Source organism: Chitinophaga sancti (assembly GCF_034424315.1).
Classification (GTDB): Bacteria; Bacteroidota; Bacteroidia; order Chitinophagales; family Chitinophagaceae; genus Chitinophaga; species Chitinophaga sancti.
In genome coordinates this window covers 611,517-637,531 of the sequence record NZ_CP139972.1, presented here as the reverse complement: position 1 = coordinate 637,531, position 26,015 = coordinate 611,517, and the positions used below count along the sequence as shown (strand labels likewise).

Sequence of the window (26,015 nt, the reverse complement as noted above, 5' to 3'; positions counted from 1 at the left end):
TAAAAAATACAACACTTAAGAATGAATAAATATGTGGTCATAGGGATTTCAGATCATGCACACTTCGTCTTAGCAGATGAGGTGCTATCCTTATTATCACAACATCAATATTTCTCCGGTGGCAAACGACATCATCAGCGCATGCACCAATACCTGCCTGCAGCGTATGAATGGATCGATATTACAGGAGACATTCCCGGACTGATCCAGCAATACAAAGAACTGGATGGTGAAGTAGTGATCTTTGCTTCCGGCGATCCGCTGTTCTATGGATTTGCCAATAGCATACGGAGGTATCACCCTGAAGCGGAGATGCGTGTCTATCCTTATTTTAATAGTTTGCAATTGTTGTGTCAACGTTGCAATATCGCTTATGCGGCATTGTATAATACCTCTGTGCATGGACGTGGCTGGGATGAACTGGACACTGCATTATTAAAAAGAGAAAAGCTGATAGGCGTGCTCACAGATGGTGTCAAAACACCAGCGGCCATTGCCTCACGACTATTAGCATATGGTTATGACAACTATACGATGATCGTGGGTGAAGCGCTGGAAGGCGTGGAAGAAAAAATCAATACGTTCTCATTACCAGCTGCTTCAGATACTTTATTTCACGCATTGAATTGCGTATTGCTCATTGAAAATACGCCCCGGAAGAAATGGATGGGCATCCCGGATGCCTTATTCGAGGGTTTGGAAAACAGACCCAACATGATCACTAAGATGCCTATACGCCTGTTAAGTCTGAGCCAGCTGGATCTGTTTCAGCGGCAGGTATTCTGGGATATAGGTTTTTGTACAGGATCGGTGGCGATAGAGGCAAAGAATAATTTTCCCGGTTTGCAGGTAGTGGCGTTTGAGAAGAGAATAGCCTGTGACGCATTGATGGACAGGAATGCGTTTAATTTAGGTGTGCCGGGAATTATTAAAGTGATAGGTGACATATTTGAGCAGGATCTATCAGCCTATCCCCCAGCCGACGCCATCTTTATTGGAGGACATGGGAACAGGTTAGATGAATTGATTGCCGGTATTCATCACTATTTGAAACCTGGTGGCCGGCTGGTCATGAATGCTGTGAAACAGGAAAGCAACACTCAATTTGTGGAAGCAGTGACCGCATTGGGCTATCAACTGCATACAGCTATAAACATTACAATAGACGAACATAATCCGATTACTGTCCTGACGGCAGAAAAAATACAGACATGAATAAAACAGCGATCATAGCGAGTACAGACAGCGGCGTGGAATTAGGTTTGCGCATCATGAAGGAATTCCCTCATGCTGTAGTGGTGAGTACGCGCATACATGAGCAGGTAACAAGGATTCCTGCTATTGCCGTTTTTTTGCAGGACAATTACCGCAAGTTTGACAACCTTGTATTTATTGGGGCATTGGGTATTTGTGTGAGGAGCATTGCGCCTCATTTAGAGGATAAGCATACAGACCCGGCGGTGATTAATATGGATGACCAGGGCCATTTTGTACAGGCAGTAGTATCCGGTCATGAAGGCGGGGCGAATGCGCTGGCTGCGAAACTTGCCAGGGCTACAGCAGGACAGGCCGTGATTACCACCAGTAGCGATCTGCAGCAACTATGGGCACTGGATACATTAGCAGCGGAATTCAACTGGAAGGTTTTTGTTAAGTCAGGGCAAAAAGATTCTACCAGTGGCATTGCGCCTGGTGACCATCATTCACCAACTCCAGCTAAAGTGTTTAACCAGCTGATCTCCTTATTTGTCAATAAGCGGCCAACGGCTGTATTATTAGATCTTAAAGATAAGGGCACACAATACCTGGAAAGAACGAAACCTGCTTTTGCAGATATTTATTATGCCTTTGAGGAGATTGATCTATCAAAGTATGAATTGCTGATTGCGATTACTTATAAGAATTATGAGGCACCCATCCCGGTACTACATTACCACGCACCTGTACTGAATATTGGGATGGGTTGCTCAAGAGATATTGAACCTGAGTTGCTGGAACAATCATTCAGGGAACAGTTCCAGTCAAAAGGATTAGCAGTTGCTGCTTTAAAAGTGATCGGCTCTATTGATATTAAAGCCGATGAAACTGCTTTCATTGCACTGGCGGCGACACTGGGTGTTCCATTTGTAACTTTTACTGCTGATGAGTTAAATACACAAACAGTACCGAATGCATCTGAGGTGGTGCTATCTAAATTAGGCGTGCACAGTGTATCAGAGGCATCTGCGATGTTACTTTCGGGCAATACAGGTTTACTGCTGGAGAAACAAAAGATCACTGTCAGCTCCGGCAAGAAACATACATTGGCTATTGCGATTGATAAAAGTGCAGCACGTAAAGGAGAGGTGGTAATCGTAGGTGCAGGACCCGGAGATGCCGCATTAATCAGCATCAAAGGGAAGCAGTTACTGGAAACAGCGGACCTGATCTTATATGCAGGCAGCCTGGTACCCGAAGAGCTGACACATTATGCGAAAGCCGGTGCCGTGGTACGGAATTCTGCGAGTATGACACTGGAAGATCAGATCGCTTTGATGGAAGCACATTATGCGAAAGGGCATTTGATCGTAAGATTGCAATCCGGTGATCCTTCTATTTACGGAGCGATACAGGAGCAGATGACCATCTTTGACGAGAAGGGAATGGAATACGCTATTGTACCGGGCATCTCCTCGTTTCAGGCGGCAGCGGCTTACCTGAAATCGGAGTTTACGATCCCGGAGGTGGTGCAGAGTATTATTCTTACACGCGGTGCAGGGAAGACACCCTTGCCGGAAAATGAAAAACTGAATGAGATGGCCAGGCATAAAGCAACGATGTGTATCTTCCTGAGTGCGACGATTGCTAAATCAGTACAGGCACAGTTACTGGAACATTATGCACCTGAGACACCGGTAGCGGTATTATATAGAGTAACCTGGAAAGATGAGGCCGTGTATACCGGGCAACTGAAAGACCTGGCGCAGATAATCAGGGATAATAAACTGACACTTACGACCCTGGTCATAGTGGGCGACGCGATTGGTGCGAGAAAGAACAGGTCGCATTTGTATAGTCCGGAGTGGAAGCATACGTTTAGAACAGGGAAGGCGGTGAAGATTTAGTGAAGGGGTTAACTGGTTTTTAGAATAATTCTTTATGCAAAAAGGCGAATAAATATTCCGGACATCTATATCTAAATTCTTACAAATGATTCTTGTATTTGGTGGTACAACAGAAGGAAGAAAAGCAATGGCACTGCTGGAACAGGCAGGTCTCCCCTATTGTTATTCCACCAAAACGGAAGTTGAGATACCGATGCAGGTATGTGGTACTTACAGACATGGTGCATTGACGCCCCCTGCGTTGAAAGAGTTTTGTGCAGCAAAAAATATCAGTGTAATTGTACATGCCAGTCATCCGTTTGCAAGTGTATTACACCAGACAATAGCGGATGCAGGATTGCCGGTATTGCGTTTTGAAAGAGAATACCCGGCACGAACGGAGCATCCATTGGTACATTATTTCGATAGTTATGATGCTGCCTTGAATTACCTGTGCGTACATCCGGTTAAAAAGTTATTGGCATTGACAGGTGTACAGACAATCAGTCAAATAGAAAAATATTGGCGGGCGCATACAACGCTTTTTAGAATATTACCCAGGGAGAGTTCCCTGGAACAGGCGCTGGCAGCAGGGTGTAGCCGTGAAGACCTGATTATGGCACTGCCGGGCAACGAAGCAGCTTTAATCGCTTCGCATGGCATCACAGGTATATTGACGAAGGAAAGTGGTGAATCGGGTTTATTATCAGTGAAGATCCACGAAGCATTGCAGGCGGGTATTCCTATTTTCATTATTGCCAGGCCAGCCCTGCCGGAAGGATTTATTTCCGTAAATGAGCATGACCTATTAGATCATTTAAAAGCATACCTGGTATGTCACTGAGAACAGGATATACCACTGGTGCCTGCGCGACAGCCTGTACAAAGGCTGCACTGACAGCACTGTTGACACAAACCCCGGTTGAAGAGATAGAGATTACATTACCCCTGGGTCAAAAGGTATTATTTAAAGTGAATTGTTCTTTCAATACCCTGAATGCTACCTGTACAACGATCAAAGACGGGGGTGATGATCCGGATGCTACGCACGGTGCTACAATAGGAAGTACTGTTTCATTAAACAGGGGCGATGAGGTTGTTTTTTTAAGAGGTGAAGGAGTGGGTGTGGTGACCTTACCGGGATTAGCGATTGGCGTTGGCGAGCCGGCCATCAACCCGGTGCCGAGGAAGATGATGCGGGATGCGGTGAATTTTATCCGGCATCAATACCAGCTGCGCCAGGGAGTAGATGTACAGGTGTTCGTGGTGAAAGGTGAGGAGATTGCGCGAAAGACGCTGAATGCACGGATTGGGATTATCGGTGGTATTTCTATATTAGGTACGACAGGAATTGTGAAGCCTTTTAGTGCTGCTGCCTATATAGCCAGTATTACGCAGGGGATTGATGTATCTATTGCGAATGGCTGCGATACTGTTGTGATCAATTCCGGCGGCAGGTCTGAAAACATATTACGGAAGCGGTTTGCGTATTTACCGGAGTATGCTTTTATTCAATATGGCAATTGGATTGGGGAGACCCTGGATAAGATCACAACTACTCCCCTGCGGAAAGTGAAAATGGGAATAATGCTAGGGAAGGCATGTAAGCTGGCACAGGGAGAGCTGGATACACATAGCGGGAAGTCAAGCTGGGATAAGCAGTTTATATACGACCTGGCTACCAGTTGCGGATATACGGCAGCAGAATGTGAGCCAATACTCGATCTGAACCTGGCACGCAGGCTGACGGAGTTGTTTCCATTCTATGCAGAGGAGCCATTTTATAAGGAATTAAGGGAACGGTGCTATGCTGTGTGTAAGGCGATTATCCCGGCGGTAGAACTGGAAATATTATTGATTGATGCGAATGATAATATAATATGATTGGATTTTTATTAACTGATTCTATTTTACTGGGCGTACAACATTCTTTTGAACCGGACCATATGGCGGCCGTATCGGTATTAGCATCAGAAAAGGCGAACAATAAACTAAGTCTGCGTAAGCTCATCTGGCGGTCATCCCAATGGGCATTAGGGCACTCTGTTTCTTTGATCTTGTTCAGCTTTTTTGCCTTACTCCTGAAATCCGCCCTGCCGGTTAATATATCAGGCTATGCAGAAATGGCGGTAGGTCCTGTGATGATTTGGTTAGGTGTTTCTGCTATCCGCAGGAATCATCAGCTAAAAAAACTGATGGCTACGCACAAGGAATTTGCAGAACATGATCACCTAGACAAGGCCTTGCATATACATGGCAAACAGGGGCAGGAAATCGCGATGAATCCCCTGAGCCGTAGTTTTTGGGTAGGCATGTTACATGGCCTTGCAGGTACTGGTGGTGCCTGTGCCATCGCCCTGATACTGGCGTCAAAGGATGCGGGTACGGCTATGTGGATCATCGTACTGCAAAGCCTGGGGATTGTGATTGCCATGACCACGTATAGTTGTGTACTGGCATTTTCTGTATCCCGTTTTATTGAAAGAAACCAGGTGGCGTTCAAGTCTATGAATGCGATCGTTGGCCTATTCTCAATTGGAGTAGGCTGTGTATGGATCTATAATTGTTTTGTATGATCAGGTATCCGTTTACTGCTATCTGCGGACAGGAAGATTTTAAACTGGCGCTGACATTGTGTATGATTGATCCCGGCCTGGGAGGAGTACTGGCCCTGGGTGATAAAGGAACTGGTAAGACAACCACGGTGAGGGGGCTTAGTCAGCTCCTGCAGGATATTCCATTTGTAAACTTACCGATCGGTGCTACAGAAGATCGTGTATTGGGTACCGTGAAACTGGATGTGCTGCTGAATGAAAAGCGGCTGGAGATACAAGCGGGTTTGCTGGCAGCGGCGCACCAGGGGATCCTGTATATTGATGAGGTGAACCTGCTGAGTGATTATCTGATGGATGTATTACTGGACGCGGCGGCAACGGGAGGTTATTACCTGGAGAGGGATACTGTTTCTCAATGGATGGAGAGCCGTTTTTGCCTGGTAGGTACGATGAATCCGGAGGAAGGGAACCTGCGTCCGCAGCTCCTGGACAGGTTTGGATTGAGTGTGCATATCAGTACACCAACAGACAAGGCTTTGCGGATGGAGATAGTGGAGCGCAGGGTGGCTTTTGATACGGATGCGGCGGGGTTTGTAAAACGTTTTAAGAGTGAGGAAGAATTACTGGCAGCAAAGATCATAGCGGCACAGACGCTGTTGCCTTCGGTGAAACTTCTTCCTGAGATATATGAAGTGGTGGCTGAATTATGTATCCAACACCAGGTAGAGGGTATGCGGGCGGATATCCTGCTGATGAAGGCAGCGAGGGCCTATGCAGCCTATCATGGACAGAAAAAGGTGACGGCGGCTGATGTGGATACGGTGCAGGGATTTGTACTTTCACATCGTTCCAGGCAGGGAGCGGCTTCGCAAAGGTCTTCGCGGGAGAGCCGGCCCTCGGGTGACGGCGGGAAGGAGGATGAGCCGAAAAAGGGGAGAACGAATTAAAGGATGAACAAAAAGGTTCGAAGGATTTAAATAATTACTTTCTGCAGGCAGCGAGTTCCGAAAAGAAGTTAGCGTTAAAAAATGACAGTGCTAAAGGTCGTAAAAAAGGTTTACCTGTACAGGTGCAAACAACACCTGTCATTGGCAATGATTACAAGACGCGGGATCTGCTTGCTACGGTGAGGAATTACCTCATTAGTGGCCATAGTGAAATTAAATACCAGCGAAAAGCTTTTAAAAGCAGCCTGTCTTTGTTATTTTTAATAGACAGCAGTGGTAGTATGATCAAAGACAGGCAGATTGCTTATATCAAAGGTGTCATTGCTCAAACTATTACACAGCATCGGCATAAGCGGCTGCGTTATGGGGCAGTGGCGCTTAGCCAGGGTGCCGCGCAGCTGGTATCACATTATACGACAGACTCTGACCGTTTTATTCAAAGTATTGGCCTGCTATCATCAGGAGGAAAAACCAATCTGAAAGCAGGCTTGCAGCTGATTGAACAGCTGCAGCCAACGAAGCATGTGCAACTTTACATCTTTACGGATGGGAAGATCAATGTCGGGGGTAGTTTGCAGGAAGCAGGTATTTATTTTAAGCAACATCTGCGAGAGTTGGGTGCTACGACAGTGGTGAATATTGAAAGTGGTTTTGTGAAACTGGGTAGAGCGGCAGAACTGGCGAGGGTAATGGGTGCTACGCTATTAAATTTATAACATTAGTCACATCACGAAACTGATAAACTATGATCCACTACATCTCAGGCGGACAAAGATCCGGCAAAACAAAATTTGCCATGCAGGCAGCCTCGCAACTGTCAGCCAACCCGGTGTACCTTGCTACCAGTCGTATATGGGATGCAGAGCACCAGGCAAGGATTGCGCTGCATAAGGAAGAGCGGGATGAACAGTGGGAGAATATAGAAGAAGAGAAGGAAGTGAGCAGGCTGTCATTGGAGAACAGAACGGTGGTGTTTGACTGTGTCACTTTATGGCTGACTAATTTCTTTTCTGATGCGCATTATAATGTAGAACTTGCGCTTAGAGAGGCGAAAGCGGAATTTGATCTATTTGCAGCGCAGGATTTTAATCTTATTATTATCTCTAATGAGATTGGGATGGGGGTGCATGCGGATACAGAGATTGGGAGGAAGTTCGTGGATTTGCAGGGTTGGATGAATCAATATATTGCGCAGAAGGCGGATAAGGCGACGTTGTTGGTTTCGGGGCTGCCGGTTACGATAAAATAGGATGGATTGGAAGGCTGTCATTCAGATGATTGGAGATTCTTTTTCAGGTTCGACATTCGAATGAATGGGATTCTTTTTGGGGATTCTATTCAGATAATTGAAATGCTCTTCTAGAATCGACATTAGAATGAATGGAATTCTTTCTTCGGATGCTATTCAGATAATTGAAATGTCCTTTCAGATTCGACATTCGAATGAATGGGATTCCTTTGGGGATTTCTATTCGAATGATTGAATCGTTGCCTGCTAACCCGGCATCTCAATTACAATAAATCTAAACAGATTGAGTGCGCTTGATATTTCACTACTCACCCATAACAATAAAGCTGATTGGTAGCCTCCGGAATTCCCCTGGCGCCAATAAACAATTAAACAGACATGACCGGATTTAACATCACACCACTGAACAGCGGCCTGGAAGCTTCCTTGACCGAAAAGATCAACTTAAAAACAAAACCATTAGGAGCACTTGGCAAACTGGAAAAACTGGCATTGCAGATTGGTAAGATCCAGAACACTCTTTCGCCTGTATTGGCTCAACCTACCATTGTGGTGTTCGCAGGCGACCATGGTATTGCAAAGGAGGGCGTAAGCCCCTACCCACAGGAAGTGACCTGGCAAATGGTCTTCAACTTTCTGCAGGGCGGCGCCGGCATCAATGTATTTGCCCGTCAGCACCAGATTGCAATCAAGGTAGTTGATGCAGGTGTGAATTATACCTTTGCGCCTCACCCGGATTTAATTGATCTGAAAGTGGCGCCAGGTACGCAAAGCTATCTGCACACGCCTGCAATGAGCGTGGAAGAATGTGATACCGCTATCAGCCGTGCTGCAACCCTGGTAGCGCAGTTGCATAAAGATGGCTGTAATGTGATTGGTTTTGGTGAGATGGGTATTGGTAATACTTCATCCGCTGCTATGCTGATGAGCCTTTTGTGTGAGCTGCCATTGGAGCAATGCATTGGCAGAGGTACGGGGCTTGATGATAAAGGACTGGAAAAAAAGAAAGCCATCTTAAGCGAGGCACTGCGTACTCAAACGCCTGCTGATAAATCTCCTTTGGAAATATTAAGGACCTTTGGTGGCTTCGAGGTGGCTATGATTTGTGGGGCTATGCTGAAGGCGGCAGAGCTGAAGATGATTGTGCTTGTAGATGGGTTTATAACAACAGCTGCCCTGCTGGTAGCAGCGGCATTGCATCCTGCTATCTTAGATTATTGTGTATTTGCACATCAGTCCAATGAGCAGGGGCATCAACAATTATTAACGTATTTAAAAGCAGATCCGTTATTGCAACTGGGGATGCGCCTGGGAGAAGGTACAGGTGCTGCTGTAGCTTATCCTTTGGTACAGTCAGCGGTAGCTTTCCTAAATGAAATGGCTAGTTTTGCTTCAGCGGGCGTGTCTAATAAAGACTAAGCAGAGCGTGGTAATAGCATGCGTTCATGGATGAAGTAGTCTGCTAGGAACTATTTTGATCTGCATAAAAGCCAGGTATTAGCATGACTGCATGAGATGGCCGGCTTTGCTATTGCCAATTTGTCTAACAAGAGATTTACATCCGCTGTGGTAAAGTCTGGCAATAGCATGACTGCATGCGATAGCCCACTTTACTTCAGCAGATGTTTTAAATAAGAACAATCATGATTAAAAGGGAGATCCTATACTTCAGGGCTGCATTGATGTTTTTCACCCGCCTTCCGGCTGGTCATCATATCAATGTAGGTTTACAAAGTGCGGCCAGGTACCTGCCAATGATAGGGATACTGGTGGGCGCTACGGGTGCCACTGTATATTACCTTGGGCATCTGTTATTCAAAGATCCATACGTGGCCACTGTACTTTCGATTGTAGCCACTTTGCTGATGACAGGTGGCTTTCATGAAGATGGACTGGCTGATGTAGCAGATGGCTTTGGCGGTGGCTGGACGAAAGAGAAGATCCTGGAGATTATGAAGGATCCCCGAACAGGAGCTTATGGTGTGATGGCGCTGGTGTGTAGCATGGGATTAAAAATCTTTGTGCTCGCGAAACTGGGGATCTTGCTACCTGATCAGTTTTTCCTGATTTACGTATGCGGACATACTATTAGCAGAGTAACGCCATTGTTCCTGATGCGTTTTTTAGAATATGCGCGATTGGATGGGAGCAGTAAGATCGGGGCTGTGATTTCGCCCGTTAGCATTGGCGCACTGGTATTTGCTATGAGCACCGGCTTTATACCATTGGCTATATTGGGCGTAGAAGCTGCGTGGATCAGTGTGATACCTTGTGCAACCATGACTTTATATTTAGGATGGTATTTTCAGAAATGGATAGATGGGTATACAGGAGATTGTCTGGGTGCTACGCAACAATTGAACGAACTGATTTTTTACCTGTGTTTACTGGCGATATGGAATTATACTTTGTAAGACATGCAAAGCCGGAGATTGCGCCAGGTACTTGTTACGGGCAATTGGATGTACCATTGGCTGCGGGGTATTCAGCGATCCACGATGAGATCTTTGCCAGTTTAGGACAGGTTGATAAAGTATATACCAGTCCTTTGCAGCGTTGTCTGTTATTAGCAAGCCATTTATCAGCGGCATATGTAGCAGATGAACGATTGAAGGAATTGAACTTTGGAGAGTGGGAAGGGATGAAATGGGAGGAGATTGACAGGGCACTGATGGATCATTGGGGAGCGCATTATATCAGCTCAGGGCCGCCGGCAGGTGAATCATTGCAGGATTTGGTAAATAGGCTGGATGCCTTTTTAAAAGACCTCGTTGTCTCTGAGAAGGTAGTGATTGTTACACACGCAGGAGTGATCCGTGCAGCCAGGCATTTATTGGAGGGTAAGGCACTGAATGAGATCATGGCAGAGAAAATCAATTACGGAGGAATTTATACATTCAACTTATTATGAAGATCTATACAAAAAAAGGAGACCGTGGTACCACCGCGCTATTCGGCGGAAGCCGTGTAGATAAAGACGATGTACGGGTGGAAAGTTACGGTACACTGGATGAGGTAAATTCTACCATCGGACTGTTAAGAGCGAAATTAGGGCCGGAACATGAATGGCAAGCGCGCTTACATAAAATCCAGAAAGACATGATGGATATGATGTCTCACCTGGCACGTCCGTCTGACTGCAAGAAAGAAAACCCGAATCCAAAACCGGAAGATGGCGCGGCCTTTTGTGAAGAATGGATCGACGAACTGGAAGCTGCAATGACCGCTAAATCTGATTACTTCTTACTGCCGGGCGGGAATGAAATTTCTGCGCTGTGCCATGTGGTAAGAACGCAATTGAGAAGGGGTGAAAGAAGACTGGTATCCCTGATGAAGGTGGATACGGTCGAAGATTATATTCCTGCTTATGTAAACAGGCTTTCTGATCTGTTCTTCATTCTTGCAAGGGCGGAAATGGATAAGGCGGGTGTTGCTGAAGAGAAATGGCAGCTGTTTCTTTACAAGAGGAAGAAACAGCCGGAATGAGCTACGCCATCGAAACTTTTGGAATGTCCTAATCAATTGAAACATTCTGAATGACCTACTCCATATCAACAAACATACTTTGCAGCTTTTCCAGTGTTTCGGGTTTAGGCGCCTGCCACATTCCCCGCTGAATAGCTTCCAGCATACGTTCTGTCATATCCTTTAACGCCCATGGGTTCACCTGTTCGATGAACTGACGGTTCTCTTCATTGAACAGGTACTCCTGGCTAATCCCTTCATACATGAAATCATCTATCATATTAGTAGTCGCATCATAGGCAAAAAGATAATCCATTGTCGCCGCCATTTCAAACGCTCCCTTATACCCATGGCGCTTCACCCCTGCTATCCATTTAGGGTTCACCACCCGGGAACGATATACTTTTAGCAATTCCTCTTTCAGGCTCTTGATACGCGGTGTCTCAGGCCGTGCATGATCTCCAAAATAAATTGCAGGCTGTGCTCCTTTTATATTTTCAACGGCATTGGCCAGTCCACCCTGGAACTGGTAGTAGTCATCCGAGTCGAGTATATCATGCTCCCTGTTATCCTGGTTATGCATCACAATCTGCAGGTCGGCCAGGCGCTTCTCAAATACTTCATGTGCAGATTCACCGGTACGATCTGCCCCATAAGCATAGCCGCTCCAGTTGATGTAAATCTTAGCCAGGTCTTCCCTGGTCTGCCAGTTCTTTTCATCTATCACTGCCTGCAGACCGGCGCCATAAGCACCCGGCTTGGAACCGAATACACGGAACAGTGATCTTTTATGTGCCCTGGTTTCATCCAGGCCCTTATTGATCCATTCCTGTTTTTCTGCGAGATAACGTTTACGGATAGGGTTTTGCTCAGGCGATTCGTCTAACAATGCAACCTTCTCCACCACCGCATTCAGCAAAGAGATCACATCCGGAAATGCATCTCGGAAGAAACCGGAGATGCGGAGCATGACATCGATGCGTGGGCGGCGTAATTGAATCAGAGGAATAATTTCAAAATCAGACACTCTCCTATTCGCTGCCTGCCACACGGGTTGCACCCCCATGAGCGCTAATGCCTGTGCAATATCATCACCACCTGTACGCATAGTACTGGTTCCCCAAACGGATAAGCCTATAGACTCAGGATAATCACCGTGCTCCTGCATGTAACGGTCAATGATGAGGTTTGCGCTTTTTAACCCCAGGCTGTAAGCAGCTTGTGTGGGAATCGCGCGGACATCGACAGAATAGAAATTTCTGCCGGTAGGGAGTACATCCATTCTGCCGCGGGTAGGTGCACCGGAGCTACCACTGGGCACGTAACCTGCATCTAAGCCATGGAGCAGGTTCGTAATTTCTGCTGAAGTGCCCAGGATTTTTGGTAATGTGTGTGTGAGTATATGCTGGCAATAAGCGGTTGTAGAAGGTAGATCTGCAGTGATGTTTAGGTTATTTGAAAGCGTATCCTGTTTAGCATTTCCTGCTGGAATGGCAAGTGCTGTCAACCTATCTTTTATAAGCAATTCCAGGACTTCAACGACATCTCCCCTATTCCGGCATTTAATAAATAGTGGGTTTTCATGTGTGAAAGCAGTTTCGTAATCCCCTGCCAATGGATCAAAGCCCAGCCCGAGCTCTTCTGCCGCTACCTGCGTAATTCCTTTTTGCCCAGCCACGGGTACCCGATGCAGGGCTATCAACAAATCAATGAGCTGCTCATGTTCAGGCGCCCGGCCCAGGATGTGCAGGCCATCACGGATCTGTGCTTCTTTCAATTCACAGAGATAGCCATCCAGTTTTAAGAGTAAAGTATCCATATCAGATACTGCGGCCTGCAAATCAGTTTCCAGGTTAGCCTCCTTTACGAGTGCTGTTATCTGTGCACGGATCACCGCTGTACGCTTCGGATCCACACTGGACGCCTCATAATATTCATCGATCAGGTGTTCCAGTTTGGTAAGCGTGCCATAATTCTCGGCCCTTGTCATAGGCGGAATCAGGTGGTCGATGATGATGGCATGTGTACGGCGCTTGGCCTGCGTACCTTCTCCCGGATCATTTACAATGAAAGGATAGAAATGTGGCACAGGGCTTAACAATGCAGCAGGAAAACAACTCTCCTTACTCAGGGCCACACTTTTACCTGGCAACCATTCCAGGTTCCCATGCTTGCCACAATGAATGATCGCGTCTGCTTTGAAGACTTCATTCACCCAACAATAATATGCCAGGTAACGATACGTAGGAGCCAGATCAGGAGAGTGATAAATGGCTTTTTCATCCTGGTTGTAGCCACGTGCAGGCTGAATGCTCACAAAGATGTTACCTAACAGGCAACCAGGGATAATTAAATCCTCTTCCTGCGAGGGTGAAGGGCCCCATTGACTGAGCACCTTGTTTCGCAACTCAGGAGAGAGATGGTCGAAATATTGGTCAAACTGCGCTTTCTCTATGCTTATCTGGTAAGGACGGTAAAGCGTTGTATCGGGATCGTTAGTAACGTAATGGGTAATAAGATTGATTACTTCATCACTTGTAGCGGGAATGTAATCCCCGGTATTATAGCCGGCTGTTTTCAGGGCCTGTAAGATCTCCACAATACTAGCCGGCGTATCCAGCCCTACCCCATTTGCCAGACGGCTATCCTTATTGGGATAGTTCGGCATGATGAGAGCAATACGTTTTTGTTCCTGTTCTTTCTGTTTTAGCCGGATCCAGTTATGGGCAAAGTTTACGACAAAATCACATCCTTCTTCGTGAGTACTATATTGCAGTATATCTGAATCAGTGAGCGCATCCTTTCCTATCGCAGATTTGAAAGAAACTGCCGTTGTAATAATCCGGCCGTCTATCTCCGGCAATGCAATATTCATTGCCACATCTACGGGTGTAAGACCAAAGAGATTTTGCTCCCAGACTTCTTTGGTACATGCAGCAAAGATGGCTTGTATTACGGGTACATCGAGATGATCAAAAAGGAAACTTTCTTCCTTGTCTATCGACTTGACAGAAAAGCTGGTGGTGTTAATGAGCACCTTTATTTTTCCTTTCAATAGAGACTCCAGCTCCTGCAGGCTATGCTGATCGCGGAGGTTGCTGACAAAGGCAATAACAGGCTGCAAACCTTTTGCCTCCAGTGCCGTTACGAGGTAATATACCGGCGCGAGATTATCAGCCAGGTAATGTGTCTGGTACACAAGAATAGCTACATCTGCTGTATAATTATCCGCGGGGATCACCCCCTGTGCCGGATGGAATAAGAAAAGATCAGCAATTTTCTGAGGGGCAGCATAAGGTATGCTTAATTTAAACAGGTGGTGAAATAAATAAGCCAAGCCGTTTTTCAGGTTGTGCATTCCGCCGGCACAGCAGTACTTCCATAAGGTATCAGCAATGGTAACTTCAACGGTAGAGCTGTTCAGCAATTCTACATCCGGGGCATCGTAACCTGGCAGGAAGAGTACGGGAATATTATTCTGTTCACAGGCAATGCTGATGGATTCGAATAAATAAGGATAGTAATTCCTGCCACCCAAAAGGCGGCAAATCACCAGCTTAGCAAGGCTAATCACTTCCTCTACATACTTATCGATGGTGAGTTCCTGCTTTAGGTATACCAGGTTGGCAATTCGCAGGGATGGGAGCTGTGAGTGGGTCTGGTGCAGTTCCCGGTAAGCATTGTTCAGTGAATGGATCTCCGTATCGGCAGCAGAGAGGAATACGATGTCTCCTGTAGATTGCTGTATGTGGAAGACCCCATCCCCGTTGGGATTCCACCCACCGGGGATTGTTGGGATCAGGTGCATATTAGTTTAACTTTTCGTGTAACAGTGCAGACAGGTCTTTCTCCACCAGTTCATCACCGATGAACACCAGACTGGTTTTGCGGGTTTCATGCTCTTTCCATTTACGGTCAAAATAATGATCGAAACGGTGAGATACGCCCTGCAATACCATACGCATAGGCTTGTTTGGAATATCGATAAAGCCCTTGATACGGTAGATCTCATGTTCTGCTACCATTTCTTTCAGGGCGGCTACCAGTGATTCCGGTGTATGCGGTGCCGTTACAGTTACCACGATAGAGTCGATATCGTCATCGTGGTGGTGCTCAAGACCATTGGCATGATCTTCTTCGTGATGGGAGTGACGGTTTTCCAGGTCATCTTCGGCAGCAGCCTTTACTCCCAGCAGTACATCCGCAGGCAGTTCACCATTGGCAGCAGTTACCATCTTTACATTTGGACGGAGTTTGCTGCTAATGATGCTTGTTACCTCTTCGAACTGAGTACCTTCCAGCAGGTCTTTCTTCGTTAATACAACGAGGTCCGCACAGGAGAGCTGGTCTTCGAAGAGTTCTTCGATAGGTGTTTCATGATCGAGTGAATCATCGGCCAGGCGCTGTGCCTGTACACGCTCACGGTCACAGATCTCACCGGTTGCCTGACCTACCAGGTCCACAACAGTTACTACGGCATCGACAGTGATCCGGGATTTCAGATCAGGCCAGTTAAACGCGTGTAACAATGGTTTGGGCAGTGCCAACCCGGATGTTTCGATGATAATATGATCGATGGTATCTTTTCTTTCCATCAGTTGCAGCATCACTGGCAGGAATTCTTCCTGAACCGTGCAGCACAGACAACCGTTGTTCAGTTCAAGTACATCTTCTTCATTAGCGCAGCAGGATTTGATCAACTCTCCGTCGATACCCATTTCACCAAATTCATTTACGATTACTGCGAGACGACGGCCATTGGCATTCTGGATCAGGTTACGGATCAACGTGGTTTTTCCGGAGCCTAAGAACCCCGTGATGATGGTTACCGGTACTTTGGAAGTCATGTTATTATTTTTGTGTAGGGCGCTAAATTACGGGATTTTTGTATACTTTTACCGACCCCGTTCAAACCCATTTATACCATGACACATTTTCCGGTAGTTAGTTCCATTTTGTCGGCCCAATACCTGGTTCCATTATTCCAGGTTAAGTATAATTTCAGCCGTGATACAACCTGCAGGCTATTGAAAGCAGGTGTTAACCACACATACCTTGTTACTGATGTTGACAGGAAATATATCTTCAGGATATATTGTATTAACTGGCGTACGAAGCAGGATATTGCAGAAGAGATCCGCCTGTTAAATTTATTACGTGCGCATGATATGCCGGTGGCTTATCCTATTGCAGATTTCGACAACGACTATATGCAGCTGTTGCATGCACCCGAAGGCCTGCGGGTGGGCGTGATGTTCTCCTATGCGCATGGCGAAAAGGTATTACAGTTCCCGGTTGAACTGCATTACAAAGTAGGAGCTACAATGGCACGCATTCACCAGGTCACAGAGAATTTCAAACTGGACAGGGTGGAATATACGCCATCAGTGATGGTGGTGGATTCATTCGAAAGAATAAAAGGCTACCTGCCTGTTGAGACGGAAGAGATGCAATGGATGCAGCAGGCGCAGGACTACTTATTAAAGTTATATGCAACGATTGATCATAGTAAAATAAGACACGGTGCTGTGCACATGGATATGTGGTTTGATAACATGACCTTTGAGAACGAAGCGATCAACATCTTTGATTTTGACTTTTGTGGAAATGGCATGTTGTGCTATGACATCGCTTATTATATATTGCAGGTATATAGTACAGAGAAGGAAAATCTGGATGTGTGCAGGGAAAAGGTAGCCGCATTCCTGGAGGGCTATCAATCGGTGATTTCAATTGCTGAGGAAGAAAAGGCATTGCTGCCTGCGCTGGGAGTGAGTATGTATTTCTTTTACTTAGGAATCCAGTGTCAGCGGTATGAGGACTATTCAAATGTATTTCTGAATGAAGTATACCTGAAGCGGTATATAAAAATTTTGGTAAAGCGATATGCTGACCTGCATGAACTGGCTATTTAAAATCATCCAATATTTTATAAAAAACTATCACTTTCTCATTATTTTTCAGGGTATCTATGCTAAAAGTGAAAATCTATGAAACGCGTGTTTTTTCTACTGGCAGGTTATTGCCTGATGAACGGAGCTGTGATGGCACAGCAAAAGCTGCCCAGGATTGCGATTGCAGGTCTTGCAATTGAGTCCAGCACCTTCTCTCCTGCTACCTCGGACGAAGCGGCTTTCAAGGCGCAGTATGGTGACGAGGTGTACAGAACTTATCCGTTTATGTCAGCAGATTCGCCTTTGCGTAAAGCAGCAGTATGGTTCCCTACCATTACGGGCCATGCATTGCCGGGTGGTGCTGTGACGAAGGAGGCGTATGAATCGCTGGTGGGGAAAATACTGGATTCATTGAAAAAACATTTGCCTTACGACGGATTGTATTTTGATATTCATGGTGCCATGAGTGTGGTTGGCATGGAAGATCCGGAGGGCGATTTCATTGTGCGCATACGGAAGGTGGTAGGTAATAAAACGCTGATCAGTACTTCGATGGATCTGCATGGAAATGTGAGCTGGCGACTGGCAGAGAATACGGACCTGATCACCTGTTATCGCATGGCACCGCATGAGGATGCGCTGGATACCAAGGAAAGAGCGGTGCGTAACCTGATAGAGCGATTGAAAAGCGGCAAAGGTAAACCTGCCTACAAAGCATGGATCCCGGTGCCGGTCTTATTGCCCGGGGAAAAGACATCTACACGTATAGAACCGGGTAAGAGTTTGTATGCGCAGGTGGCGCCGGCATCCAAGCAAGCAGGTGTGATTGATGCGGCTATCTGGATTGGGTATGCGTGGGCCGATGAGCCGCGTAACCATGCGGTGGTGATGGTGACGGGTGATGATAAAGCGGCTGTCACGACAGAAGCCGAGAAACTGGCAAAGAGCTTCTGGGCAGTGCGGAATCAGTTTGAGTTTGTGGCACCGACAGCTAGTTTACAGGAGGCATTGGATGCAGCGGTGAAGAGCGACAAGCACCCTTTCTATATCAGTGATTCAGGAGATAATCCAACTGCGGGTGGTGCCGGCGATGTGACGTGGACATTGGCACAGATTCTGGCACGTCCTGAATTTAAATCAGAGAATGGCCCGGTTTTGATTTATGCGAGTATTCCAGGGCCTGATTTTGTGAAGAAAGCGATTGAGCTGGGAGTAGGTAAGCATATAGAAGCGGAGGCAGGAGGGAAGGTGGATGCAAGGTTTGCAGGCCCGGTGAAGTTGTCAGGAACAATTGAGTCTATTGAGTATGGAGATAAAGATGCGGCGGTGGAAGTAGTGGTGAAAGTGGGTAGTGTGCATGTGATTGTGACGCAGAAGCGGAAACCTTATCATAAGGAGAAGGATTTTACGAGATTGGGATTGAATCCACGGAAAGCGGATATTGTGGTGGTGAAGATTGGGTACCTGGAGCCGGAGTTGTATAATATGAGAGCGGATTGGTTGCTGGCCTTGACGCCAGGCGGTGTGGATCAGAACCTGGAGAGATTGGGCTATAAGCATATACAGCATCCGATGTTCCCGCTAGATAAGGATATGAAGGAGCCGGACCTGAAGGCGCGATTGGTACCGGCAGCGAGTAAGATAGTAAAGTAGTTTGATATTATTAAAGGGAGCTTTTATACAGAAGCTCCCTTTTCATTTTACTTATTATGCGAGGGTTAATTTACAGATTTTGCAAGATTCTTTTTACATATAAGTCGTATCATTTACATATTCGCTAGAATTCATTTCATAAACAGGCATTTCCAATTGCTAATGAAATGAATTCTATTTCTATTTTACATAATCTGCCAGTATGGTGGCTATCTCATTATCTACGTATCCGGAGGCGCCGCTGATGCCTACGGCACCGACTACATGATCTTTATGAATGACCGGAACTCCGCCTTGTAAGGGCAGGATGTTTGGTGTGGTAACCATGGAGGTGATGCCGGTATTGATGAAGTCTTCGAACTGCTTGCTGGGGGCGTTGAGGAGGGCGGCTGAATGCGCTTTGCCGATGGCAACGTCGATGGTGACCATCGGAGCATCATCCATTCTTAAAAAAGCCAGTAGGGCTCCTGCCCTGTCTGCGATGGCGATGGAGATTTTTACATTTCGTTCGGTGGCTAATTGTAACCCGTAGTCGATGAGTGTTTGTGCAGCTATTAAAGTAAGATCGTGCACGGTTCGTGTGTAGTCCATTCTATTTAATTTTTTGCAAGCAGGCCATTGGCTATCTTTTTTGAAAACGATTCTTTGCGCAGGCAGCCTGCAATAATGCCGACAATCTTGCTCATAGTACTCGATTTTTAGCATTTACCACGGCAATGCCAGTGCCATGAGATTCTTTTACAAAGGTGGGGAATGCGGGTGGCGGGGATTGGTACATTTTCATAAATCATTAGTATTTTCTCACGATGGAGGAGAGTTTGTAAAATTGCAAGAGCGGAACTTGTATGCTTACAATGGCGGGTGGTAACATTTTCTCACAATAAATGGGAGGAACATTTGTTAAATGCAGCGACTTATAAAGCCAGGAAATTTTGCGGTTCACCTTTTCTGAAAAGGGATGGTTTTATAAATTTAGGATAATCCATGTTTTTAGAAAAGGTCAGAAAATTTTAAAAAGAGTTGGGAAAAACTGCAACTTTTTTTTCTAAAACCGGACTAATATATACAAACCAGGATAACAATTGACAGATCAGGAACTGATACAAGCGGTTTTGAATGGTAATAAGCAGGCCTTTGGAGTGATTATAAAGCAATCAGAAGGACTTGTTGCCCAGATCATGTTTAAAATGATCACAGATGCGCATGCCAGGAAAGACCTGGTGCAGGAGGTCTATATGCGGGTATATTTATCAATAGGAGAATTTAAATTTCAGTCTAAGTTGAATACGTGGATCGGTGGGATTGCATATAAGACTTGCCTCAAGTACCTGGATAAGCGGCCCTTGGTAACCTCGGAGATTATGGAAGGGGATTATCCCTTGATGGAATCGGGTATGGAAACGCGGGCGATAACGCAGAAGGAGCTGGCGGGGATATTGAAGGGAGCGATTGATCAGTTGTCTCCGATATTCAGGACTTTAGTGATGTTGTATCATCAGGAGCAGATGAGTTTAGAGGAGATTGTGGCCGTAACGGCATTGCCGGAGGGTACGGTGAAGAATTATTTATATAGGGCGAGGAAGCTGTTGCAGAAGAGTTTATTGGTAAAATATAAAAAGGAAGATTTATGAGAACAGGGCATTTAACACATGAGGAAATGCAGGACTGGGTGATGAGCGACGGCCAGGGAGCGGATGAAATAGGGGCTCATTTATCCCATTGTACGGCTTGTCAGGAGGAATTAGCTGCTTATAAACTCATGCTTCCAATGTTGGAGACAATGCCTGCTGCAGCTTTTGATTTTGATGTAGCGGAAATGGTATTGGCTAATTTGCCTGAAAGACAAGTAGGAGTATCGGTAGGGATGGTGATGGTATACCTGATGGTGGGAGCTGGCGTACTGGCGGGCCTGGGTGCATTGTATGTAATGACGAGGTATTTAGCTTTCAATTTGGTAGCAGGCATAGGGGCTATTATGATTATTAGTGTTTTGGGGTTTCAGATACGGGAGATGGTTAAACAATATCAGCGCCAGCTAAGATTGTTGGAGCACTGCTAATAATAAAACTGATAAAAAGATAGAATCCTCTGAGATTTTTTAAATAATAAACCTTCTAAGAAATGATATATATGCTAGACACCCAGATTCAGTTTGATGCAGAAACAATACATGCGATTCCATTCTTGTTTCTGTTTGTATTAATAGCTGTTTTTTTAGTTATAGTAATCAGAAGTATCCTGGATTACCGTTTTAAAATAAAAATGGTAGAAAAAGGAGTATCCGAAAACCTGGCGGTGCAATTACTGAGTAAACCTAAGCAGCCGCGGCAAACGACCATGAAATGGGCAATCCTGTTGGGTGGTACTGGTTTGGGCGTGTTGCTGGTAGCGCTGAATGGAAGATTGGATATTTATTCCCTGGCGATCATGTTGTTTGCATTATCTGCGAGTTTTTTGGGGTATTATATTTATGTCGTTAAGAGTGAGTAGCAGTTTGGGAATAAGGAACGGGAAACCTTTAAATAGTAGAAAGGCTTGTCATAATAATGAATAAAAAGCCATTGATCATTGCTATTAAATACGAGGAATCAATTAAATTTCTAATCAATAGTTTTAGTTAAAGCCTTTCAATCTTTCTCTCTGCTGCCCCCTTTTCAGCGAGAAAATCTTTAATGCAGTCTCGATTTCAGTAGTGTAATCGATCATTACCTGTATTTTCCTGAGCAATAAAAGCTGCTGATCATTGTATACAATTGATTGAATATGCTGATTTGCAGCCTTGCTCTCCCTTCCCATATCCATTGCCAATCGCTCCAATTCCAGATCCCTGGCAATATCCGCCTCCTCCAATAATATATCTACAATGTAGTCCGCTGCCCTATAATCCACCTGCTTCTCCCGCAGGAAAGCCGCCAGCTCTTCGGGGCTCAATGCATCAAAAAAGGCTTTATTCCCGAACTTCGTTCCATTAAAAGCCACCTTTATTTCTTCCAGGGCTTTTGCGGGCTGGTCTTTTTTCCTGGCTATGATAGCTCTCATAGCCCTTCCCAGCTCCTCAATCATTTCTAAAATATAATCTACTGGCATAATAACAGCGAATTTAACAATTTTAAAAGGTTCAAAATAAAGCCTTTCTCCACAATGGCATAATTCTGGAAGTTAGCAAGACATACACGAAAAAACTTACCAGTTACAAGCGATATTAGAACTCATTTCGTAATTACCATTTAGGTATTGATTATCAATTTAAAATACCTGTTTATGAAATGATTTCCAGAAACTTACATTCTTTATTGAACAAAACCTAAATCAACAGAGTTATGGAAACAATCACTCAAATTACCCGATACAGATATATTCATGAAATGCCTTGTGGAGATAGTGAAACAGAAGGCGAACCCGGAACAACTTTCTTCCCGTCTATCTTATACGACACAACAAAAGACGGATGTAACCGTCTCCAGGGGAAAGTCGCGCTGATAGAGGGCGGAGACACGGGTTTGGGCAGAGCCGTTGCAGTTCAGTTTGCAAAAGAAGGCGCGGAACTTGCTATTCTTTTCAATAATGAAGGCAGCCATGCCAGGGAGACGGCAGGTATGATCAGTGAATATGGTAAACAGGCGCTCTTGATTGCCTGCGATGTAAGCAGGGAAGATGGATGCAAAATGGCAGTGGATAGAACGATCAGCAGGTTTGGGAAAATCGATATCCTGGTGAATAATGCAGCACTGGAGAATATTGTTCCGCAGTACCATCTCGTTAACTATACAATTCCGCACCTGGCAGCTGGAAGTAGTATTATCAATACCTCTACGCAGGAAGCGATTATCGATTTTACGAAGGCGCTGTCTTCAATGTTAATTAAGAAGGGAATCAGGGTGAATGCGGTAGCGCCGGGAGCCATTTGGGATGAATCGGTAATTAGAATAGATGAAGGGAAGAGCAGGACGGATGTAGATTCCAGGAAAAGGAATATCAATTCATTAAAGAATGGAAGTTCATTGGGAAAATCCAATCCATGTGGCGATTCCAATTCGTGGAGGAATGAACGTTCATTGGAAAACTCTCATCCATTTGCTAATTCCAATTCATTGGAGAATGAAAGCTTATTTGACAATTCCAATTCATTGAGTAATGGAAATTCATCTGGTAATGAAAATACATTTAACTATGAAAATTCATTCAATAATGAAAACGCTGATTTTGGCAAAGACTCCTTAATGGGATACGCCGCTCACCCCGCGGACATCGCCCCTTGTTTCATATTCCTGGCATCTGAAGATGCAGCCTTTATCTCCGGAGAAATTTTGCACCCGAACGGAGGTACGGTTTTGAACAGTTAAAATTTAAACGCTATGACCTTAGCTAAGTACAGGCAAAAGAGAACTTTTTCGAAAACACCTGAGCCAACAGGTGGTAAGAGTGATACCCGGGACTTACATTTTGTAATACAGAAGCACGATGCTTCTCATCTGCATTATGATTTCAGACTGGAAATGAATGGTGTACTTAAAAGCTGGGCTGTGCCAAAAGGACCATCCATGGATCCGACTGTAAAAAGACTGGCGATGATGGTGGAGGATCATCCTTATGATTACAGGAATTTTGAAGGCATTATACCGGCCGGCAATTACGGGGCGGGTACTGTGATCGTATGGGACCAGGGTACTTATGTTCCGCAATTGAATGGAAGTAGTAAAAAGGACTGGGAAAAGGAATTGCTGCATGCCATTGATAGTGGAAAGCTACATTTCATTTTACAGGGTGAAAAGCTGAAAGGGGAATTTGCATTGGTGAAAACGCATGGCAGAGGAGAGAATGCATGGCTGCTGTTTAAAATTAAGGATAAGTATGCTAGTACGGCGGATGTGACGAAGAAAGAAAAGTCGGTGATTTCAGGGAGGACACTTGCGCAGGTGGAAAAGGATCCTGATAAGGTGTGGACAAGTAACAAAGAGGAGAAAAAAGCAGGTACAGCAAATACTGCCACCGGGACTTCCACTCACCCGGAAAATGATTTCTCTACCCTACTGGTCAAAGGAAAGAAATCTTCCATGCCCAAAGAAATTAAACCCATGCTGGCTACCCTTACCGAAAAACCATTTGATAAGAAGGACTGGCTCTATGAAATCAAATGGGATGGGTACAGGGCAATCAGTTATTTAAACAAAAGGAAAGTGACCATACTGTCCAGGAACCAACTCTCTTTCAATGAAAAATTCGATGTCATTGCCCATGCCTTGCAGGAATGGAATACAAAGGCGGTGATTGATGGAGAAATTGTCGCATTGAACAATGAAGGAAATCCTGATTTCCAGGCATTACAGAATTATCTGAAGACAGGAAAGTCTGTGCAGCTGGCATATTATGTGTTTGATCTTTTATGGTATGATGGCAAAGATATTACGCAATTACCATTGATTGAAAGGAAGGAAATTTTAAAACAAGTATTACCCCAGGATAATGACCTGATCCGGTTCAGTGAACATATTACCGGTGAAAACGGGCAAGGTACAGCTTTCTATAAAGCCGCGCTGCATAAAGGACTGGAAGGTATTATGGCCAAGAATAGCGAGAGTAACTATGGTGTAGGAAAGCGTTCTGATAGCTGGCTGAAGGTTAAAAACAATTTGCAGACAGAAGCGATTATTTGTGGATATACTGTTCCGAGGAATAGCCGTAAACATTTTGGAGCCGTGATCTTAGGAAAGTACAAGCAAGGTGTGCTGCATTATATTGGGCATACTGGTGGAGGATTTAATACGAAATCACTAAAGGAGTTGTATGATAAATTTCAAGGGCTGGTAAGGGATAAATCGCCGTTTAAGGTACAACCTAAAACAAATATGCCTGCGACCTGGCTGAAGCCGGAATTGGTGTGCGAGGTAAAATTTGCGGAAGAGACCAGGGAGGGGATTTTGAGGCAACCTATTTTTCTTGGATTAAGAGAGGATAAGAAAGCGAAAAATGAGCAAAAGGAGATAGTCGTAGCGGCCCCCGTTTCTGATAAAAAAACCAAGACGATGAAAAAAACAGCGAACCCGGAAGAGATAGTCGAAAAGGTGACAACAAAGAAAACAGGAGTAACAGCAAATAAAACCAAAGACCCTTCAAAGAAAACAAAAGTGGCAGCAAACAAAACCAAAGATCCAGCAAACAAACCTGCTGCAAAGAAAGCCGTCTCCACCTCAAACCCCAAACCACCCAAATCATCACACAAAAAAAACCTAACTAACCCATTCCTTCCCTACGACCAAAACGAAGTCGAAGTAAAAATCAACAACAAACTCCTGAAATTCACCAACCTCGATAAACTCTACTGGCCGGATGAAGGTATCACCAAACGAGACATGCTCAACTACTACGCAGCCATCGCCGATACCATCCTCCCCTACCTCATCAACCGCCCACAATCTCTTAACCGGTTCCCGGATGGCATCAAAGGCTTCCACTTCTATCAAAAAAATGTAGAAGATAAAGTCGCCGACTGGATCGACACCTTCCCCTACCTCAGTGAATCAGACGGCGAAACAAAAGAATTCCTGGTCTGCAAAGACAAAGCCACCCTACTCTATATGGCCAACCTGGGCTGCATCGAACTCAATCCCTGGCATAGCCGGATCAATAAGCCAGATAACCCTGATTACTGTCTCATTGACCTCGATCCGGATACCAATGACTTTGACGAAGTCATTCAAACTGCTTTAGCAATCAAAAAACTCCTGGACGATGTTGGCGCTGATGCTTATATCAAAACATCCGGATCTACCGGCATGCATATTCTCATCCCACTAGGCGCAAAATATACTTTTGACCAATCCCGTATGCTGGCAGAACTGATTGTACAAATCATCAACAAAAGGCTGCCTGATATTACAAGTATCGAACGCTCCCCCGCCAAAAGGAAAGGAAAAATCTACCTCGACTTCCTCCAAAACAGGCAGATACAAACCATGGCAGTTGCCTATTCTCTGAGGCCCAAACCCGGGGCAACCGTTTCCGCACCCCTCAAATGGGAAGAGGTGAAAAAAGGGCTCTCCATCAAACATTTTGACATCTTTAATATGCCGGAAAGAATCGCACAATCAGGTGATCTTTTAGAAGGTGTTTTAGGAAAAGGGATCAATATGAAATCCGTCCTAAAAAAACTTCAACAATTCATTTAACCT

The 26,015-nt window shown here is 45.2% G+C and carries 23 protein-coding genes; 19 read left to right on the top strand and 4 right to left on the bottom strand.

Features of this window, described 5'->3' with window-relative positions; genetic code table 11:
* The first annotated feature begins 21 nt into the window (after nucleotides 1-21).
* The 12 genes from U0033_RS02295 to U0033_RS02240 all read left to right on the top strand — a co-directional run bounded on the left by U0033_RS02295 (nucleotide 22) and on the right by U0033_RS02240 (nucleotide 11,320).
* Nucleotides 22-1,215 (top strand): bifunctional cobalt-precorrin-7 (C(5))-methyltransferase/cobalt-precorrin-6B (C(15))-methyltransferase, encoded by a 1,194-nt coding sequence (locus U0033_RS02295; protein ID WP_072358137.1) that lies wholly within the window; start codon nucleotides 22-24, stop codon nucleotides 1,213-1,215.
* Entirely contained in the window at nucleotides 1,212-3,104 is a 1,893-nt protein-coding gene (gene cobM, locus U0033_RS02290) for a precorrin-4 C(11)-methyltransferase (protein WP_072358140.1), read from the top strand. Before U0033_RS02295 ends, cobM begins: the two co-directional genes overlap by 4 nt.
* 85 nt (nucleotides 3,105-3,189) lie before the next feature.
* Nucleotides 3,190-3,927: a precorrin-6A/cobalt-precorrin-6A reductase gene (locus U0033_RS02285; protein WP_083571389.1), complete on the top strand. Its 738-nt coding sequence runs from the start codon at nucleotides 3,190-3,192 to the stop codon at nucleotides 3,925-3,927.
* Nucleotides 3,918-4,967: a cobalt-precorrin-5B (C(1))-methyltransferase gene (locus U0033_RS02280; protein WP_083571390.1), complete on the top strand. Its 1,050-nt coding sequence runs from the start codon at nucleotides 3,918-3,920 to the stop codon at nucleotides 4,965-4,967. The genes U0033_RS02285 and U0033_RS02280 overlap by 10 nt, the downstream gene beginning before the upstream one ends.
* Nucleotides 4,964-5,659, top strand: a complete 696-nt coding sequence (locus U0033_RS02275; RefSeq protein WP_072358143.1) for a hypothetical protein — start codon at nucleotides 4,964-4,966, stop codon at nucleotides 5,657-5,659. The genes U0033_RS02280 and U0033_RS02275 overlap by 4 nt, the downstream gene beginning before the upstream one ends.
* Nucleotides 5,656-6,585, top strand: coding sequence for an ATP-binding protein (locus tag U0033_RS02270; RefSeq protein ID WP_072358146.1), 930 nt, complete (start codon nucleotides 5,656-5,658; stop codon nucleotides 6,583-6,585). Before U0033_RS02275 ends, U0033_RS02270 begins: the two co-directional genes overlap by 4 nt.
* A 122-nt stretch (nucleotides 6,586-6,707) precedes the next feature.
* Nucleotides 6,708-7,301 (top strand): vWA domain-containing protein, encoded by a 594-nt coding sequence (locus tag U0033_RS02265; RefSeq protein ID WP_143150643.1) that lies wholly within the window; start codon nucleotides 6,708-6,710, stop codon nucleotides 7,299-7,301.
* Nucleotides 7,302-7,330: 29 nt separating this feature from the next.
* Complete coding sequence (locus U0033_RS02260; protein ID WP_072358152.1) at nucleotides 7,331-7,834, top strand: bifunctional adenosylcobinamide kinase/adenosylcobinamide-phosphate guanylyltransferase; 504 nt, start codon at nucleotides 7,331-7,333, stop codon at nucleotides 7,832-7,834.
* Between the two features lie 378 nt (nucleotides 7,835-8,212).
* A complete protein-coding gene (gene cobT, locus U0033_RS02255; RefSeq protein ID WP_072358155.1) occupies nucleotides 8,213-9,253 on the top strand; it encodes a nicotinate-nucleotide--dimethylbenzimidazole phosphoribosyltransferase in 1,041 nt (346 codons plus the stop codon).
* Between the two features lie 224 nt (nucleotides 9,254-9,477).
* On the top strand, nucleotides 9,478-10,248 hold the full coding sequence (locus U0033_RS02250; RefSeq protein WP_083571391.1) for an adenosylcobinamide-GDP ribazoletransferase: 771 nt from the start codon (nucleotides 9,478-9,480) through the stop codon (nucleotides 10,246-10,248).
* Entirely contained in the window at nucleotides 10,230-10,745 is a 516-nt protein-coding gene (locus tag U0033_RS02245) for a histidine phosphatase family protein (protein ID WP_072358158.1), read from the top strand. The genes U0033_RS02250 and U0033_RS02245 overlap by 19 nt, the downstream gene beginning before the upstream one ends.
* Nucleotides 10,742-11,320, top strand: a complete 579-nt coding sequence (locus U0033_RS02240; protein WP_072358161.1) for a cob(I)yrinic acid a,c-diamide adenosyltransferase — start codon at nucleotides 10,742-10,744, stop codon at nucleotides 11,318-11,320. The genes U0033_RS02245 and U0033_RS02240 overlap by 4 nt, the downstream gene beginning before the upstream one ends.
* A gap of 55 nt (nucleotides 11,321-11,375) precedes the next feature.
* Here U0033_RS02240 and cobN read toward each other — a convergent pair whose 3' ends face one another.
* A complete protein-coding gene (gene cobN, locus U0033_RS02235; RefSeq protein WP_072358164.1) occupies nucleotides 11,376-15,107 on the bottom strand; it encodes a cobaltochelatase subunit CobN in 3,732 nt (1,243 codons plus the stop codon).
* A gap of 1 nt (nucleotide 15,108) precedes the next feature.
* Nucleotides 15,109-16,146: a cobalamin biosynthesis protein CobW gene (gene cobW / locus U0033_RS02230; RefSeq protein WP_072358167.1), complete on the bottom strand. Its 1,038-nt coding sequence runs from the start codon at nucleotides 16,144-16,146 to the stop codon at nucleotides 15,109-15,111.
* Between the two features lie 78 nt (nucleotides 16,147-16,224).
* Between cobW and U0033_RS02225 the strand changes: the two genes are divergently transcribed.
* Together U0033_RS02225 and U0033_RS02220 are read left to right on the top strand one after the other, a co-directional pair.
* A complete protein-coding gene (locus tag U0033_RS02225; RefSeq protein WP_072358170.1) occupies nucleotides 16,225-17,214 on the top strand; it encodes a phosphotransferase enzyme family protein in 990 nt (329 codons plus the stop codon).
* 75 nt (nucleotides 17,215-17,289) lie between these two features.
* Entirely contained in the window at nucleotides 17,290-18,846 is a 1,557-nt protein-coding gene (locus U0033_RS02220; protein WP_072358172.1) for a M81 family metallopeptidase, read from the top strand.
* A gap of 180 nt (nucleotides 18,847-19,026) precedes the next feature.
* Here U0033_RS02220 and U0033_RS02215 read toward each other — a convergent pair whose 3' ends face one another.
* Nucleotides 19,027-19,437: a GlcG/HbpS family heme-binding protein gene (locus tag U0033_RS02215; protein WP_072358176.1), complete on the bottom strand. Its 411-nt coding sequence runs from the start codon at nucleotides 19,435-19,437 to the stop codon at nucleotides 19,027-19,029.
* 491 nt (nucleotides 19,438-19,928) lie between these two features.
* Between U0033_RS02215 and U0033_RS02210 the strand changes: the two genes are divergently transcribed.
* The 3 genes from U0033_RS02210 (at nucleotide 19,929) to U0033_RS02200 (ending at nucleotide 21,336) form a co-directional block, all read left to right on the top strand.
* On the top strand, nucleotides 19,929-20,477 hold the full coding sequence (locus U0033_RS02210) for an RNA polymerase sigma factor (protein WP_072358178.1): 549 nt from the start codon (nucleotides 19,929-19,931) through the stop codon (nucleotides 20,475-20,477).
* Nucleotides 20,474-20,905 (top strand): anti-sigma factor, encoded by a 432-nt coding sequence (locus U0033_RS02205; protein ID WP_072358180.1) that lies wholly within the window; start codon nucleotides 20,474-20,476, stop codon nucleotides 20,903-20,905. The genes U0033_RS02210 and U0033_RS02205 overlap by 4 nt, the downstream gene beginning before the upstream one ends.
* A 62-nt stretch (nucleotides 20,906-20,967) precedes the next feature.
* Nucleotides 20,968-21,336: a hypothetical protein gene (locus U0033_RS02200; RefSeq protein ID WP_072358182.1), complete on the top strand. Its 369-nt coding sequence runs from the start codon at nucleotides 20,968-20,970 to the stop codon at nucleotides 21,334-21,336.
* Between the two features lie 123 nt (nucleotides 21,337-21,459).
* Here the strand turns inward: U0033_RS02200 and U0033_RS02195 are convergent, their stop codons facing one another.
* Nucleotides 21,460-21,933, bottom strand: coding sequence for a hypothetical protein (locus tag U0033_RS02195; RefSeq protein WP_072358184.1), 474 nt, complete (start codon nucleotides 21,931-21,933; stop codon nucleotides 21,460-21,462).
* A gap of 233 nt (nucleotides 21,934-22,166) precedes the next feature.
* On the opposite strand from U0033_RS02195, the gene U0033_RS02190 reads away from it, so the two are divergent.
* Together U0033_RS02190 and ligD are read left to right on the top strand one after the other, a co-directional pair.
* On the top strand, nucleotides 22,167-23,189 hold the full coding sequence (locus U0033_RS02190; RefSeq protein ID WP_072358186.1) for an SDR family oxidoreductase: 1,023 nt from the start codon (nucleotides 22,167-22,169) through the stop codon (nucleotides 23,187-23,189).
* A 12-nt stretch (nucleotides 23,190-23,201) separates the two neighbouring features.
* Nucleotides 23,202-26,012 (top strand): DNA ligase D, encoded by a 2,811-nt coding sequence (gene ligD, locus U0033_RS02185; protein ID WP_072358188.1) that lies wholly within the window; start codon nucleotides 23,202-23,204, stop codon nucleotides 26,010-26,012.
* The last annotated feature ends 3 nt before the right edge of the window (nucleotides 26,013-26,015 follow it).